5 protein-coding genes are annotated in these 18,210 nt (G+C 58.4%); 3 read left to right on the top strand and 2 right to left on the bottom strand.

Annotated elements, in window-relative coordinates; genetic code table 11:
• Window positions 1–8: 8 nt before the first annotated feature.
• The gene (locus AC3IT6_RS07135; protein WP_458370833.1) at window positions 9–1,367 is read right to left on the bottom strand and encodes a TolC family outer membrane protein; all 1,359 of its coding nucleotides are present in this window, start codon (window positions 1,365–1,367) and stop codon (window positions 9–11) included.
• A 588-nt stretch (window positions 1,368–1,955) separates the two neighbouring features.
• Between AC3IT6_RS07135 and AC3IT6_RS07140 the strand changes: the two genes are divergently transcribed.
• The 3 genes from AC3IT6_RS07140 to AC3IT6_RS07150 all read left to right on the top strand — a co-directional run bounded on the left by AC3IT6_RS07140 (window position 1,956) and on the right by AC3IT6_RS07150 (window position 15,373).
• Window positions 1,956–10,640 carry a retention module-containing protein gene (locus tag AC3IT6_RS07140; protein ID WP_489354727.1) on the top strand — a complete coding sequence of 2,895 codons (8,685 nt, stop codon included), beginning with the start codon at window positions 1,956–1,958 and terminating at the stop codon, window positions 10,638–10,640.
• Between the two features lie 273 nt (window positions 10,641–10,913).
• A complete protein-coding gene (locus AC3IT6_RS07145) occupies window positions 10,914–12,893 on the top strand; it encodes a hypothetical protein (RefSeq protein WP_489354728.1) in 1,980 nt (659 codons plus the stop codon).
• Window positions 12,894–13,183: 290 nt separating this feature from the next.
• Window positions 13,184–15,373, top strand: coding sequence for an autotransporter outer membrane beta-barrel domain-containing protein (locus AC3IT6_RS07150; RefSeq protein WP_489354729.1), 2,190 nt, complete (start codon window positions 13,184–13,186; stop codon window positions 15,371–15,373).
• Window positions 15,374–15,464: 91 nt separating this feature from the next.
• On the opposite strand, the gene AC3IT6_RS07155 is transcribed toward AC3IT6_RS07150, so the two are convergent.
• Entirely contained in the window at window positions 15,465–18,116 is a 2,652-nt protein-coding gene (locus AC3IT6_RS07155) for a carboxypeptidase-like regulatory domain-containing protein (RefSeq protein ID WP_489354730.1), read from the bottom strand.
• Window positions 18,117–18,210 lie beyond the last annotated feature (94 nt).

Below are 18,210 nucleotides of genomic sequence, written 5' to 3' on the forward strand. Positions count from 1 at the left end.
CCCGGGCCCTACTTCATTTCAGGCAGACGAGCTTCGTTTTTCACTTCGGTCTGGGCGATCGCGTCGGCGGGCAGTACGACCCGTTGTTTGCTCAACAACTGGCCCATGTCCGCCAGGACACGGTACATCGAGAACTCTTCGGTGTAGCGCACTTCGGTGTAGCGACGGTTGGCGTTGTAGAGTTCGTTTTCACTGTCGAGCAGGTCAAGCAGGGTCCGTTGACCGAGGCCGAACTGGTCCTGGTAGGCAATGCGCACGCGCTTGCTGGTTTCGGCATATTCACGGGCGGTCGGGGTTTGTTTCTTGGCATTGACCATGGCGTTCCAGGCCAGGTGAATGTTCTCGTTGAGCTGGCGCAGGGCATTGTTACGGATGTCCATGGCCTGGTTGATCTTGTGCGAGTCGGAGGCCAGGCGCGCCTTGTCGCTGCCGCCGCGGAACAGGTTGTAGTTCATTATCACGCCGACCCGCCATTCGTTGTCGTGGCCTTCGTCACCCTGCACGTTGTTGTTCGCGCCCACTGCCGCCTCGGCGTCGAGGCGCGGGTAGAACGGCGACTTGGCGACTTCGTACTGGCTTTCGGCCGATTGCACGTCGGCCTGGGCGGATTTCAGAAAAGGGTTGTTTTCCACCATGCTCTGCTGGGCTTCGGGCAGGGAAGTGGGGACTTCACCGCGAATCGATGGCGGGGTTTCAAGTTCATCGGGCATGCGCCCCACAACGGCGTAGAAGTTCGACTCGGCATCGGCCAGATCGACTTCGGCGGTGTCGAGGTTGTTTTCTGCCAGTGCCCGGCGAGCCGAGGACTGGTCGGCATCGGCGTTGCTGCCCACGCCGCGCTGGGTGCGCAGGCCGATCTGGTCGTTGACCCGCAAGTGCGCTTGCAGGTTGTTCTTGGCCAGTGTCACCAGTTCGCGGCGCTTGAGGACTTCGAGGTAAACCTCGGTGGTGCGCAGGGCCAGATCCTGAGCCGTACCCTGAGCGTAATAGGCTCGCGAGTTGACCACGCCCTGGGTGCGCCCGACTTCATTGGCGGTGTTGAACCCGTCGAAGAGCATTTGCCGCAGGCGCAGTTCCGACTGGGTGTAGTTGAGGGTTTCGGTGTTGTGATTGCCGAACGCGCGGGTATTGGTGTTATCGCTGTACCCGCGCCCGTAGGCCGCGTTCAAATCAACCGATGGATAAAAGCCCCCTTTGGCGACCTTCACGTCCTCATCCGCCGACAGGCGGCTGTCCACCCGTGATGCCAGTTCCGGATGGGTCGCGATGGTGCTCTGGATTGCCTCGGTCAGCGTCATGGCCTGAGCCTGGGACGAGCAGGCCATGGCCAAAAGAACCGCGCTGCAGAGGGGGGTTAATAGGCGCATGGTACATCTCCCTGATTCCTGGTGGTGCTTATCAGTCGCCAATTATTTGACGATATTTATAGGTAAAGTTGTTTCACATCTTTAACAAAAGAGCTAAGAACATTCTGGAGCGTAGCTAAGAAATTTTTTTCATAACCGGTATGTCAAAAAAAACTTATGCGCTCTGCAAAATCCAGCACATTGTTCAATTCGAAAGCCCTTGTTTTACGAGCTCTAGGGCGCTCATCGGGGTTTGAGGAAAGTTGCAATCCACTTATCGACAAAGAGCGGAGAAGTGCTGGAGGGGAGGGACGCGAGCGATCTGAAGGTGACGGTTTTTTGTCACTTGAGTGATTCAAGATCGTTACGCACCGCTCACAGGCAAGGTTGTTGCGAACAGGGATCCGATGCCATTGATTGCAGAGGGTTTTTCCCGAAATCGTAAACAGCGCCGTGAGCGACTGGCTGGGCGAGATCGTTGCCGGGGCCACGGCTTACTCAAGTAAACCGGCACCCGCAACACGATCCGCCAGACAACCCGCTTGAGCCATGAGCACGTTCTTCGCACAAACAAGCTGCCGACAGTGGTTGGCAGCGGAGGAAGTGCACATGGCTACGCTCATCGGTATCGTCAGTAAGGTCATCGGTCAGGTGTTCGCGGTTGCGAGCGACGGCACCCGGCGTGCTTTGGTCGAGGGGGATCGGCTGTTTGCCGGCGACCAACTGAGCACCGGCGCTGAAGGCGCGGTGGCGGTGCATCTGCAAAATGGCCAGGAACTGACCCTCGGGCGCGGCAGCAGCATGCAGATGACGCCGCAGTTGCTCGCCAATCAGATTCCCCATGTGAACTCGCCTGAAGCGCTGACGCCGAGCGAAGCGCAACTGACCGATGTCGAACAGCTGCAAAAAGCCATTGCGGCGGGCGACGACCCGACCCAAACCGCTGAAGCCACCGCTGCCGGGCCCGCCACGACTACCGGTGTACCGGGCGGCGTCCAGGGCAGTGGCCATAGTTTCGTCCTGCTCGAAGAAGTGGGCGGGCAAGTCGACCCGACCATCGGCTTCCCCACTGCCGGGTTCAATGGCATTCCCGAACTTCCCGAAGAACGCCTGAACGTTAATCCGGACAACGTTGTCGCGGCCGATGCCCCTGTGGTGCCGCCGGTGGTTGCGCAAGTGCCGAACAATCCGGTGACCTTCGACGGCCTGTCGCAGCAGAACGGCGAGCGGACCGTCAATGAAGCCAACCTGGCCGACGGTTCGGCGAGGAGCGAAGGCTCGCTGACACGAAGCGGCACCTTCACCATCAATGCGCCAGACGGGCTGAGCAGCCTCAGCATCGGCGCGATCAACTTGATCAGCGGCGGCGTGGCGGCAGGTTTCCCGCAGTCGATCATCTCCCCGCTGGGCAGCACGCTGACCGTCACCAGTTACAACCCGGCCACGGGCGTGGTCAGTTACAGCTACACCCTCAACCGTGCCGAATCCCACGCAAGCGGCGAGGGTGCCAATAGTCTTGCCGAACACGTCACCGTGGTGGCCAGCGACAGCAATGGCGACAGCATTACCGGTACGCTGGATATCAGCATCATCGACGACGTGCCCAAAGCAGTCGATGACAACAATGGTATCGCCTCGGAAACCCTGCTGACGCTCAACGGCAACGTACTGAGCAACGACGTGCAAGGCGCTGACCGGGTGCCGCTCGGCGAAAACACCGGCCCGATCACCCCCGGCACCTTCACCGGGACTTACGGCACCCTGGTACTCAACGCCAACGGCACTTACACCTACACGCTGAACACCAGCGATGCCGACTTCAAGGCGTTGCACGGTGGTGGCGATGGCACTGAAACCTTCACCTATACGCTGACAGACGCCGATGGCGACAGCAGCACCGCGAACCTGGTGCTGCAGATTCACAACAACGATGACCCGGATACGATTGACGGTTTAAGTGTTGGGGGCGGCGAATTGACCGTCTTCGAGAAAAACCTCAGCGATGGCAGCCTACCGGATGCCACGGCGTTGACCCAGAACGGCACCTTCACCGTCACCGCCCTCGATGGCGTGACAACCCTGACCGTCGGCGGCATCGCCGTGGTCACCGGCGGCGTGGCCGCCGGCTTCCCGCAATCGATCACCACGCCGTTGGGCAGCACGCTGACCATTACCGGGTTCAATGCAGCGACCGGGGTGATCAGCTACAGCTACACCCTCAACGATGACGAAGCACACCCGACTGGCAACGACGCCAACACTTTGTCTGAGCAGTTCGCTGTGACCGTGGTCGACGACAACGGCACCACCGCCACCGGTTCACTGGACGTGAACATCGTCGACGACCTGCCCAATGGCGTGGACGACAGCAACGCCAGTACCGCCTCGGAAACCCTGTTGACGTTGAACGGCAACGTACTGAGCAACGACGTGCAAGGCGCCGACCAGGTAACGGTCGGAGAAAACGCCGGCCCGATCACCCCTGGTACGTTCACCGGCACTTACGGCACCCTGGTGCTCAATGCCAACGGCACCTACACCTACACGCTGAACACCAGCGGTGCCGACTTCAAAGCCCTGCAGGGTGGTGGCAATGGCAGCGAATCCTTTACCTACACCATCACCGATTCGGACGGCGACAGCAGAACCGCGAACCTGGAGCTGCAGATCCACAACAACGATGACCCGATCACGATTGGCGGTTTGAACGCTCAGGGTGGCGAGCTCACCGTCTTTGAGAAAAACCTCAGCGACGGCAGCGCACCGGATGCCACGGCGCTGACCCAGAGCGGGACCTTCACCATCACCGCCCTCGACGGTGTCACGACCCTGACCGTCGGCGGTATCGCCGTGGTCACCGCTGGCGTGGCCGCCGGGTTCCCGCAATCGATCACCACGCCGTTGGGCAGCACCCTGACCATTACCGGGTTCAATGCCGCGACCGGTGTCGTGAGCTACAGCTACACCCTCAACGATAACGAAACGCACCCGACTGCCAACGACGCCAACACTTTGCCTGAGCAGTTCGCCGTGACCGTGGTCGATGACAACGGCACTACCGCGACTGGTTCGCTGGACGTCAACATCGTCGACGACCTGCCCAATGGCGTGGACGACAGCAACGCCAGTACCGCCTCGGAAACCCTGTTGACGTTGAACGGCAACGTACTGAGCAACGACGTGCAAGGCGCCGACCAGGTAACGGTCGGAGAAAACGCCGGCCCGATCACCCCTGGTACGTTCACCGGCACTTACGGCACCCTGGTGCTCAATGCCAACGGCACCTACACCTACACCCTCAACACCAGCGATGCTGACTTCAAAGCCCTGCACGGTGGCGGCGACGGCAGCGAATCCTTCACCTACACCATCACCGACTCGGACGGCGACAGCAGCACCGCGAACCTGGTGCTGCAGATCCACAACAACGATGACACGATCACGATTGGCGGTTTGAACGCTCAGGGTGGCGAGCTCACCGTCTTCGAGAAAAACCTCAGTGACGGCAGCGCACCGGATGCCACGGCGTTGATCCAGAGCGGGACCTTCACCGTCGCTGCACTCGACGGTGTCACGACCCTGACCGTCGGCGGCATCTACGTGGTCACCGCTGGCGTGGCCGCCGGGTTCCCGCAATCGATCACCACGCCGCTGGGCAGCACCCTGACCATCACCGGGTTCAACGCGGCGACCGGGGTGATCAGCTACAGCTACACCCTCAACGATAACGAAACGCACCCAACTGCCAACGACGCCAACACTTTGCCTGAGCAGTTCGCCGTGACCGTGGTCGATGACAACGGCACCACCGCCACCGGTTCGCTTGACGTCAACATCGTCGACGACCTGCCAAAAGGCGTGTACGACAGCAACGCCAATACCGCTTCGGAAACCCAGCTGACGTTGAGCGGCAACGTGCTGAGCAACGACGTGCAAGGCGCGGATCGGGTAACGGTCGGTGAAAACACCGGGCCGATCACCCCAGGCACTTTCACCGGGACTTACGGCACCCTGGTGCTGAACGCCAACGGCACTTACACCTACACGCTGAACACCAGCGATGCGGATTTCAAGGCATTGCACGGCGGTGGCGACGGCAACGAAACCTTCACCTACACCATCACCGATTCGGACGGTGACACCAGCACCGCGAACCTGGTGCTCAACGTCTACAACAACGACGACCAGGTAACCCTCAGCGGCCTCGACGTGTATGGCGGTGAGCTGACGGTCTACGAGAAAAACCTCAGCGACGGCAGCAGCCCCAACACGCCGGCCCTGACCCAAAGCGGCACCTTCACCGTCACGGCCCTCGATGGCCTGCAAACCCTGACCGTAGGCGGCATCACTGTCGTGAGCGGTGGTGTGGTCGCAGGCTTCCCGCAAACGGCCGTCACGCCGCTGGGCAGCACCCTGACCATCACCGGTTTCAACGCCGCCACCGGGGTAATCGGCTACAGCTACACACTGAACGATAACGAAGCCCATCCGACGGCCAACGGCGCCAACAGCCTGACCGAGAACTTCAACGTCGTGGCCACCGATACGGATGGCGACAGTGCGACCAGGCAGATCAACGTCAACATCGTCGACGATCTGCCAAAAGGCGTGTACGACAGCAACGCCAGTACCGCTTCGGAAACTCTGTTGACTCTCAACGGCAACGTGCTGACCAATGATGTGCAAGGTGCCGACCGGGTGACGGTCGGTGAAAACACCGGGCCGATCACCCCAGGCACTTTCACCGGGATTTACGGCACCCTGGTGCTGAACGCCAACGGCACCTACACCTACACGCTGAACACCAGCGATGCGGACTTCAAAGCCCTGCACGGCGGTGGCGACGGCACCGAAACCTTCACCTACACCATCACCGACTCGGACGGCGACAGCAGCTCCGCCAACCTGGTGCTCAACGTCTACAACAATGACAATCCGGTGACCCTCAACGGCCTCGACGTGTATGACGGTGAGCTGAAGGTCTATGAGAAAAACCTCAGCGACGGCAGCAGCCCCAACACGCCGGCCCTGACCCAAAGCAGCACCTTCACCGTCACCGCCCTCGACGGTGTAACGACCCTGACCGTCGGCGGCATCGCCGTGGTCACCGGCGGCGTGGCCGCCGGCTTCCCGCAAACCGCCGTCACGCCACTGGGCAGCACCCTGACCATCACCGGGTTCAACGCCGCGACCGGTGTCGTGAGCTACAGCTACACCCTCAACGATAACGAAGCGCACCCGACCGCCAACAGCACCAACACCCTGCCTGAGCAGTTCGCCGTGACCGTGGTCGACGACAACGGCACCACCGCGACCGGTTCACTCGACGTCAATATCGTCGACGACCTGCCAAAAGGCGTGTACGACAGCAACGCCAATACCGCTTCGGAAACCCAGCTGACGTTGAGCGGCAACGTGCTGAGCAACGACGTGCAAGGCGCGGATCGGGTAACGGTCGGGGAAAACACCGGGCCGATCACCCCAGGCACTTTCACCGGGACTTACGGCACCCTGGTGCTGAACGCCAACGGCACTTACACCTACACCCTGAACCCCAGCGATGCCGACTTCAAAGCCCTGCACGGCGGTGGCGACGGCAGCGAATCCTTCACCTACACCATCACCGATTCGGACGGCGACAGCAGCACCGCCAACCTGGTGCTCAACGTCTACAACAACGACGATCAGGTAACCCTCAACGGCCTCGACGTGTATGGCGGCGAGCTGACGGTCTACGAAAAAAATCTCAGCGACGGCAGCAGCCCCAACACGCCGGCCCTGACTCAAAGCGGCACCTTCACCGTCAACGCACTCGACGGCCTGCAGACCCTGACCGTGGGCGGCATCACGGTCGTCAGCGGTGGCGTGGTCGTCGGCTTCCCGCAAACCGCCGTCACGCCACTGGGCAGCACCCTGACCATCACCGGGTTCGTCGCCGCCACCGGGGTGATCAGCTACAGCTACACGCTGAACGATAACGAAGCCCACCCAACGGCCAACGGCGCCAACAGCCTCACCGAGAACCTCAACGTCGTGGCCACCGATACGGACGGCGACAGCGAGACCGGGCAGATCAACGTCAACATCGTCGATGACCTGCCGAGCGCCAAACCTGACTCGTCGTCGGTAGTGGAGGGCGGCACCGTCAACATCAGTGTGCTGGGCAACGACATCAGCGGCGCCGATGGTCCGGCGACGGTGGTCGGCGTACGCGCCGGCAGCAATACCTCGACGTCGGCCATCGGCGGGCTGGGCAACCCGATCAACGGCACCTATGGCTACCTGACCCTCGATGCCAACGGCAACGCGGTGTATCACAGCAACCAGAATTCGCTCGGCGATGCGGGGGCCACCGATACGTTCACCTATACCGTGCGTGATTCCGATGGCGATGAAAGCACCACCACCATCACCATCGACGTGGCCAACAGCATCATCAAGGCCAACCCCGATAGCGACGTGACGGTCTACGAAAAAGCCCTCGACCTGAGCCAGGACGGGCAGGACCTGGCCGCCGCTACGGTCACCGGCAGCGACCCGGGCAACACTGGCGAAACCGCGTCCGGGACCCTGGTCGGTTCGGTCTCGGGTGGCAGCGGCGCGCTCACCTACACCCTGGTCGGCAGCGCCACCGGCACCTACGGGCAAATCCTGCTCAACCCCGACGGCAGCTACACCTACACCCTGACCTCGGCGCCGAAAACCTCGCCGAATGCCAACGACGGGCCGAACAGCCTGAGTGAAAGCTTCACCTACAAAGCCACCGATGCATTGGGTAACAGCAGCACCAGCACCATCATGGTCAATATTGTCGATGACGTGCCCAAGGCGGTGGCAACGGATCGCTCGGTGGCGGCGGTGGAGATCGATTCCAACCTGCTGATCGTGCTCGATGTCTCCGGCAGCATGGCCGACCCTTCCGGCGTGTCGGGCCTGTCGCGGCTGAGTCTGGCCAAGCAGGCCATCAGTGCCTTGCTGGATAAATACGACGACCTGGGCGATGTGAAAGTGCAGCTCGTCACCTTCAGCAGCAGCGCCACCGACATGACCTCGGTGTGGGTCGATGTCGCGACCGCCAAGACACTGCTGGCCGGCCTCATCGCGAACGGCGGCACCAACTACGACGCGGCCGTGGTGACCATGCAGACCGCGTTCAACACCTCGGGCAAACTGACCGGTGCGCAAAACGTCGGCTACTTCTTCTCCGACGGCAAGCCCAACACTGGCCTGGAAATCGGCACCGCCGACGAGACCGCGCTGAAAGTCTTCCTCGATGCCAACAACATCAAGAACTACGCGATCGGCCTGGGCAGCGGTGTGAGCAATGACAATCTCAATCCACTGGCCTATGACGGCAACAGCCACACCGACACCAATGCGGTGATAGTGACCGACCTCAACCAGCTCAACTCGGTGCTGTCCGGCACGGTGATCGGCGCACCGGTCACCGGTTCGCTGCTGGGCGAGGGCGGTGCATTCGGCGCCGATGGCGGCTTCATCAAAACCATCACGGTGGACGGTACCACGTACACCTACGATCCAAGCGGCAACAGCAATCAGGGCTCGCTGAACTTCAGCGGCGGGCTCAACCACGGCACGTTCAACACCGTGAACAACACCTTGAGCATTACCACCAACAACAGCGGTACCTTGCAGATCAATCTCGACACCGGTGAATACGCCTACATTTCGCAGAAAACCACGTCGGTGTTGATCACCGAAACCATCGGCTTCACCGCCAGCGACAACGACGGTGACCTGGCCAGCGCCACCCTGACGGTCAAAGTCATACCGAACGCACCGCCGGTGGCCGTCGATGATAGCGTCATCACCAACGTGCTCTCGAGCAACATCGTGGTGCCGAGCGAACTGTTGCTGGCCAATGACACCGACCCCAACGGTGATCAACTCTCGGCGACACCGACCTCGTTCAACACCGGCTGGATAGTGAAGGGCGCGGACTTCACCGGGACCGGCGCGATCAACTTCGCCGACACCAATAACAACCCCGCCAACCAGAGTCTGGCAAACGTGCGCAATGCGTTTGCGGCCAACGCAGCGACCATGACGGCACTGCTGGTGATCAGTGGCTATCTCGACAAAGCGAACAGCTCCAATGGCAACAATGAAGACCTCATCACGGTCAAGCTGAAACAAGGTGAGACGCTCAACCTCGATCACAATCTGGCAGCCGGGCACGTCACGATGGAGTATTCGCTCAACGGCGGGGCGTTCGTCAGCATCGCCGATGGCGGCACCATCACCGCAAGCGCGGATGGCACCTACCAGATCCACCTGACCAACATCACCGACTCCGGTAACGGCAATACGAATGCGGCGGAAGACTATCAACTGACCATGACCGTCAACTACGCCGGGGCACACGACGTCACCCCGGACTACCACGGCACCTACACCGCCAACGACAACCATGGCGGCAGCGACTCGGCCAACCTGACCATCAGCTATCAGGACGGCCACACCCTCACCGGTACCAGCGGGGATGACGTACTGGTGGCGGGCACGGGCAACAACATCATCAATGCCGGCGACGGCAACGATGTGCTCACTGCCGGCTCCGGCAACAACGAGCTGCACGGCGGCGCCGGCAATGATCTGCTCTTCAGCGGGCCGGGCAATGACATCCTCGATGGCGGCACGGGCATCGACACGGCCAGCTATGCCCATGCCAGTGCCGAGGTGACGGTCGACCTCAGTCTGCTCGGTGGGCAAAACACCCTGGGCGCGGGCTCGGACACCCTGACCGGCATCGAAAACCTAACCGGCTCGAACTTCAACGACACCCTGACCGGTGACAACAACGGCAACGTGATCAACGGCGGCCTGGGCAACGACATCCTCAATGGCGGGGGCGGCGATGACTGGCTGATCGGCGGCCTGGGCAACAACACCCTGACCGGCGGAACGGGGGCCGATACCTTCCAGTGGCTCAAGGGCAACAGTGGCCATGACGTGATCACCGACTTCACGCCCGGCACCGACAAGCTCGACCTGTCGCAACTGCTGCAAGGGGAGAGCGGTACCACGGCTTCGCTGGATGACTACCTGCACTTCACCGTCACCGGCAGCGGGCCGTCGACGGTGACCAGCATCGATGTCAGCGCCATGGCCGGCGCCGCGCCGAACCAGACCATCGACCTGGCCGGCGTCAACCTGGCCAGCCACTACGGGGTAACGCCGGGGGCGGGTGGGGTAATCGCGGGCGGGCATGACACGGCGACCATCATCAACGGCATGCTCAATGACCATTCGTTGAAGGTGGATACCGTGTGATCTGAAAACCCACTAAAGAACCCGCCATCCCTGTGAAGGAGTGGCGGGTTTTTTGTTGCCCGAGACAATGGTGAATCTCCGACCAGTGGTAGCAAAACCTGTAATTTCTGACAGTAGCCAGTCTTCTGTAACTGCCTTTTAATCGAGCCAGCGATTAGGCAAATCGAGTTTTCAACTTCCTCTGCGCTGCACTTCGAACAGGCGCCGATCATTCTGGATTGGGCGTTGAGTCGCTACGTGGGCTAAATGCCCGATACTGAAAGGAGCTTTGAAATGACCGTCCTAGAAAAACTGTCCACCAAAGAGAAAAGACTGCTCAGTTACAGGAGAAAACCGCGTAGCGCTCCTCTGGAGGATTTGATTCCGCCCTCACTGGAAACGATCGCGTTGCTACCGGCAACGACCGATGATCTGGGTAATCAACTTCACTCCAGAGATCAAGGCCTTGAGATGAAGTTGAAGCTCTCACGGTTTCCAACATCAAACTATCCGGACGGCTCATCCATCACCGTACAAGCACTGTTCAATGACATTCTGGTTGGGAACGTGCTGAACGGAACGACGCCGTTATCGGACGCGTGGTTCGAGCAAACACTGACGGTGCCGGCAGGCCTTACTGCCACCGAGGGTGAGCACAGTGTGCAATATCGTATTAAATATCGACTGAACGAAGACGATTCGTTGCCGCTCATCATCCGGGTAGATACCCAAGCCCCTACACCTGTCACCGAAACCATTGTTCCCCCCAGGATCAAAACCGAGGGCATTACTGCCGAGTACTTTGTCGAGGAAGCTGTCGACCATGTGCTGGTGGGTTATCTGCCGACTTACCCGGTTGCAAAAATCGGCGACATCGTTGAGTTCATGGTCAAGGAAGTCGGGAAACCGGACGATCAGGCAACGCTCATCGAGCGCATTGAGCGGCTGAACCTTTCGGATCCATTGAACACGCAAAAGCTGACCAAGTCCTTGATCGGGATTGATGAAGGGGAAATCGAGTTATTTGTTTACGTGACCGATCGCAAGGGAAACAAAAGCCTTGCTTCACCGAAGCTGAAAGTTGATGTTTCACTTTTTCCTGCGCCGGCTGGAATGGTGGTGACCGTTCCCTTGCATGATGATGACAACATTATTTTATTTGAGGATGCACGCGGGCCTGTGAGCGCCATACTCAACTATACGAATTTCAAGGCTAATGATAAGTGGCGGTTGGCCGTTGATCACCAAACGCCGGTATTGGAAGCTGATGTTGATGCTGTTCCGTTTCCCCATACATTTACTTATCGCTATCTTTACAATAATAACGATGGCCCAAAGGATGTTGATTTTGAATGGCAAGTCAGGCGTGGCAATAAGCTTTACCCCGAACCGCCTCATAGCCAGAAACTGAAAATCGACCTGAGAAAACCGGGAGAGCAACCCGATCCGGATAACCCAGGTTTGCCTGGCTCGCCAGATCCAAAACTGCCGCTGATAACGGTACAGGGTGTAGATAGATCACGGCAAAATTACCTGATCAAAGCGGACGGAGAACTAGGCGCGAGCGCATTCGTGAACATATATAAAGGACACAAGAAAGACGACGTCATACAGCTTACTTATCACGGAGTAGAAGTAGATGAAGCCGATGGTGGTATTGTCAAGCTGGACGGCAGCGAAACCGACGATACGGTTCTGCAATTTAGAATTCCCGGCGCTTATATAACGGGCAACGGAAACAATAAGCAAACACGTGTCGAGTACATTGTCAGTCATGATCAAAATGCCACGGTGGCGCGGTCGAATACGCAACATGTCGAAGTTTATGTTGATGCGATTCCTATGCCGCAGCCTGATTTTGCCATTACTGGCGATGCTGGCGATGGTCCGGAGTTGTATTGCGGATCTTTGAAGCACAATACAGATTTGGGCACGATGGCCGTTGAAGTCAAGTTCCCGGCAAAAGCAGAGCTGGCAGATACAAAAATTACCTTTCATGTCCAGGGTTACGAAAACACCAACGATGGAAGTGGCAATACGCCGGGGTTGGTGATACCTGGGGCTGCGGACTCCGTGGAAAAAACGCCGAACGAGACCGAGGCCACGGCAGGGTTTAGTGTGTTTTTCACTTATCACGTTTTCGAAAAAATCAAGAACGGTTGGTGTGAAGTTAGTTGCACTGCCGTTCAGCAGGGGTATATCACACCGTCCGGCCCTCGCTTGTTCCGGGTGGGCATGGAACGTCCGGGTGGTGATTTCTGCGCTATTCCATGATCGAAAAAACAAGAGGCGCTTAGGCGCCTTTTGTTTTTTTACGTTTTTCGCTGTGTTGAAAATCGGTTTAGAGGAGGAGGTTTTTTAAGTGCGATTGGAGATTAATCCTACATTTTTTTGTAGGAAGTGACGCTATCTTGCGGCCCCTTCATAGTCCTCCAGTCGGTTTTGTTCGGTGAGGACGGATTGATCAACAGGACATGAACATGACAACTGACAACGTAACGTTACGCCCACCTTTTATTTCAGGTTCCAACGGAATGCTGGCATTAGTGCCGGCGTTTTTTTTGATGAGCTCGTCAGCGTTCGCTGCCGTGATCGTCGACAATGGGAGCACTCTGGATATCGACTCGAGCGCTGCCCCCATCGACTATGCGGTGAAAAACAACAGCACGCTGAACATGACCGAGGCGACCACCCGAAGTGTCTATGTCCAGACCGGTTCTACCCTGAACATCAGTGGCGCGACCGTCACCGCTAATCCGGGCCAGGCGGGTATAACCATCAACACCAGCCGCGCAACCATTGATCGGGCGAAGGTCACCAGCGACACCATCGCGTTGCTGGTCAATCGCACCGCCGGAGGAACGTCAGGCTCGACGGTGACAGCGGCCAACAGCGTTTTCAGTGGTGCCGCCGCCGGCGCCGCGGTGACAGGTTTCGGCACCCTTGAGCTGATCAACTCCGAAGTTACCGGAACGGGCGCAGGCAGCTCTGGCCTGATCGTCGCGGGGGGGAGCGCTCGTGCAACGGACAACACTCGTATCAGTGGCGATGCTGCAGGCGTTCGATTTGAAACGAACCCACCCGTAGGCAATGCGTCCCTGGTGCTGGACGGCTCCAGCGTAGTGGGCCGCAACGGGCCGGCGCTTGAGGTGGACGACGGTGTCAACGCTACGATCGAGGTGTTGAACGGTTCCACGTTGGCGGGCGGCAACGGCAATCTGCTGGAAGTGCTGGGCGCATCCACGGCCGCGATGAGAGTGGCCGGCAGCGCCTTGCAAGGCAACGTGCAAGTCACTGACAACAGCAGCGCCAACCTGACGTTCGATCGAGGACAGATGACTGGCGACGTAGTGGTCGAAAATGGCTCGACCGCCAATGTCACCTTGCAAAACGGCTCGCAGTTCACTGGTCGCCTGGATAACGTCACAGGCGTCACGCTCAGTCAGTCGAACTGGACCATGACCGGTAATGACACAGTCGGCAGCCTGACCATGGATGGCGGCCGGGTGGACTTCGGTGATGCCGCGGGTGCATTCCGTCAACTGAACATCGGTACCCTTGAGGGCAGTGGCACGTTTGCCATGAAGGGCGATTTTGCTACCGGAACCGGTGATTTTCTCAATGTGACCGGTGCAGCCAATGGTCAATACGGGCTGGAAGTCGCGGCTTCGGGCACGGATGCGGTGGCTACGCAACAACTGGCACTGGTGCGCACCGCCAGCGGCAATGCGCAGTTTTCGCTGAACGGCGGCCGGGTAGATCTGGGCACCTGGTCCTACGATCTGGCCAGCGCCACCGATGGCAGCGGCGGTACAGACTGGTTCCTCGACCCCACCACGAAAACAGTCAGCCCCGGCGCCCAGACGGCGTTGGCGTTGTTCCGCACCGCGTCGACCATTTCCTATGGCGAGCTGAAATCACTGGAAAACCGCATGGGCGATTTGCAATCGGACGGCAAATTGCATGGCGTTTGGGTACGACCTTACGGCAACAAGTACAACGTCGGCGAGGGGGCGGGCGTGGCCTACCAACAGCGGCAACAGGGCGTTTCCCTGGGCGCCGATACTCGTCTGGGTGACGGCCCCTGGAGCATCGGGGTGCTGGCCGGTTACAGCCAGTCGGACATTGATCTCAAAGGCGGAAGCAGCGCAACGGTCGATAGTTTCTACGCCGGTCCATACGTTGGCTGGCAGGATCCGGACAACGGCTACTACGTCGATGGCGCGCTGAAATTCAACCATTTCCGCAACGACTCGAAAGTCCGTTTGAGCGACGGAACCCGCGCCAAAGGCGATTACAGCAACTCGGCTGTCAGCGCACTGGTGGAAGTCGGCCGCAACATCCGGCTGGCGGATGATTGGCGGGTCAAACCTTCCGCTCAATTGTCGGCCGCGGTCATCGAGGGCGCGAGCTATGACCTCGACAATGGCATGGACGCCGACGGCGACCGGACGCGTTCGTTGCGTGCCAAGCTGGGTGTCGCTGCCGGTCGTGATTTCAACATGGCTGGCGGCACCGTCGTGCAGCCATACGGGCGGGTCGCAATGGTTCATGAGTTTGCCAACAATGACAACGTGCATGTCAACGGCAACGAGCTCAACAGCGATTTGTCGGGCAGCGGTTTTGAGGTGGGTGGCGGAGTGTCCGTTGCCTTGGCATCCAATGTACGGGTGAGTACGGACCTCGACTACGGCAAAGGGGAAAATTACGAGCAGCCATGGTCGGTGACGCTGGGGGTGAGTTACGGGTTTTAAAGGCTTGGTATAAAGGAATGAAAAAACCGCGTTAAGCGGTTTTTTTCATTCAAAAGTTTCTAACTAAAGGCCTGCCTGAGCGATCTGTAAATCATGATGAAGTGACACTAAAGGTCCATGTTTGAGAGGTTTCACCATTGCCATCTCTTACACCTAGCGTGTATGGGCCACCTGGTATGGGCGCGCTTATCACAAAGCGCCACGCTCCCTCTGAACTGGCGTTTCTGTCCATCAAGGCGTTGTTGTTCAACAACAACGTGACTTGAGTGTCTGGGACGGCACCATACCCATCGATAGTCAATATTGTATTACCAGGCGTACTGCCTCCATCAGAAACGGGGCTTCCCGCTCCGTTGGTGACACTTTCGATAGTTAATTTACGTTTTACGGTGAAACGACGAATTGCAGAGGACGGTAGGTCGCTACCATAAAGTGGTATGACTCTCAAATTGTAGGTTTTAAGGCTCAATCCGGAAATGGTATGGGAAAAGAGGTTACCGGAATAGGCCTGTACCTCCTCCAAAAAGTCGCTGCCGTCCATTATTCCCACCTTGTACGGTGTGTGGGCTTGGCCAGCGACAGTCACGGAAGTTTCATTGGTGTAACCGTCCGGGGGAATTTCGCTTGTGGAGTCAAAAATACGCTCAATAGTTGGCTTGACTACCGGCACAATTGTAAATTTCCAGGGTGGAGAACTTTCTGGATTATCGGAGTACAGGCCTCTGATTATGATGTCGTAAGTTGTTGCTGGGAGCCCGAGAATGACTTTTCGGAAGTTACCTTTTTCATCGACCGTGGCCTCACCGAGTCTGGAGGCTCCATTCAGTATCTCGACTGTTTCAAGTGGTTTGGCCTGGCCCATAAAAGTCAGTCTCGTATGGATTGTCTGTCCATTTCCTCCGAGGCTGTTGTCGACAGGGTCAGTAACATCATCGAGGATCGGCACGATGGCGGCCGCTCCGGTAGTAATCGTCCACGAATTAGACTCGGCATTGGCACCATAGTCTGCCACCGCGATGAATTCATAACGGGTTTCGTATTTCAGATTTCGAACGAGTCTGGCCCATTTGCCCTTATCGTCGGTCGGTTCCGGCGTCGGGTCGGTGTCACCGTTGATCTTCAGCTTGATCCCGGCTGATGGCTTGGCATCACCCCTGACAATGACATGGTTGTATGGGGTATTACCATTGTCCTCGATCGGGCCGTCCGAATCGTACACGCGGGTATTGTGCGGCTTGATGATGGATGACACGGTAAAGGTGCGGGGTGGGGCGGAGATGTCCCCGTTGTCATAGTTCGCCTTGGCGGCGAGGCTGTAGGCACCATCTGTCACATCGAGGAGGATTTTCCAGACGCCATCGCCGGGATCGGCAGTAGCGATTGCATCTTTTATGGGAGCGCCACCATTGAGTAGCTGAATGCTCTCACCAGGCCTTGCATGCCCCTTGATGATCAACTGGTTCTTGTCGGTGGTGCCGTCTTCAGGGACAGAAGGGCCGTCTTCGGACTCGAGGACATCATCCAGGCTCAGTTCGACGTCCACCGCCACGGTAAAGGTGCGCGGGGGGGCGGAAATGTCGCCATCGCCATAAAGTGCCAGAGCGGTAAGGCGGTACGAACCGGAGTTCACATCAAGTACGATTTCCCAGAATCCGTCTTCCTCCCGGGCGGCGACTGATTCGCCGACGTGCCCGTCATTATTGCGCAACTGCACACGTCTGCCGGGCCTGGCATAGCCGCTGACCGTTACCTTATTGTCGTGTGTCTTGCCGCCCTCAGGGATCGACCCATTGGAGTCGACGACATCATCCAGGCTCAGCTTGACATCCAACGCCACGATAAAGGGATAGGGCGGCTTGGAAATCTCTCCCTCACCATAAAGCGCCTGAGCGTCAAGGCTGTATGAACTGGGGGACACCTCAAGTTCGATTTCCCAGAGTCCGTTGTCCTCCCGGGCGGTCGCCGTTGCTCCGTCGATAGGGGCGTCGTTATTGCGCAGTTGCACATCTTCACCGGGCCTGGCATAGCCGTGGACCGTAACCTTGGTGTCGTAGGTGGTCCCGCCTTCAGCGATCACCTGCCCCTTGGAATCGAAGACCTTATCAAGGATCAGTTTTACATCCAATACGACGCGGAAGTCGAACACGCCGGACTCTTTGCCATTGGTTGCCCTGATCTTGATGTTGTAGGTGCCAGCGGTGAGCCCATCGAAGGTGAGTTTGAACAGGCCGTCACCATCAACAGTGGCTTTCTTGCCCGTGGGTATGTCGCCGTTGAATGCTTCGACTTCCATATCGGGAGGTGCGTAGCCGGAGAACTCCAGCGAGTCGCCGTCGTAGGTCGCGCCACTTTCAATCGGGCCATCCTTGCCAGTGACTGTGTCGATAATCGGCGTCTCGGTCGCCAGAACGAAAATGTACTGTGTGGAGAAATCGTAGGGTATCTCTTTTTCCATAGCATTAAGGCTGTAACGCTTGAATCCCTGTTGAAAGTCGAGTTTTTTGATCCAGTTTCCTGAACTACCGGTGGTCACATCGCTGATAACGGTAAAGCGATCGCGAATATTGAGCGCCCTATTAGCGCCGGCGGTACCCTTTAATTCCAGGATTGGGTCAAAAGTAACGCTGTTTTCGCTAACGAGAGTACCGCTGCTGTCTCGGATTTCATCGAAGGTTACTGTCGCGGTCTCTTCACCCAGTGTGTCTGGCGTGAGTGCTGAAGTGTTCGGTGGTTTAGCAGTCATGATGATGACTCCGGGCGTTGAAAGGTGAGGGTGCCGGAGTGATTTAAAACCTGGTCTGATAGCTTGCCTACTGTCATAAATAACAGGTGCAGGT

It is taken from the genome of Pseudomonas sp. KH_017, from assembly GCF_057840285.1.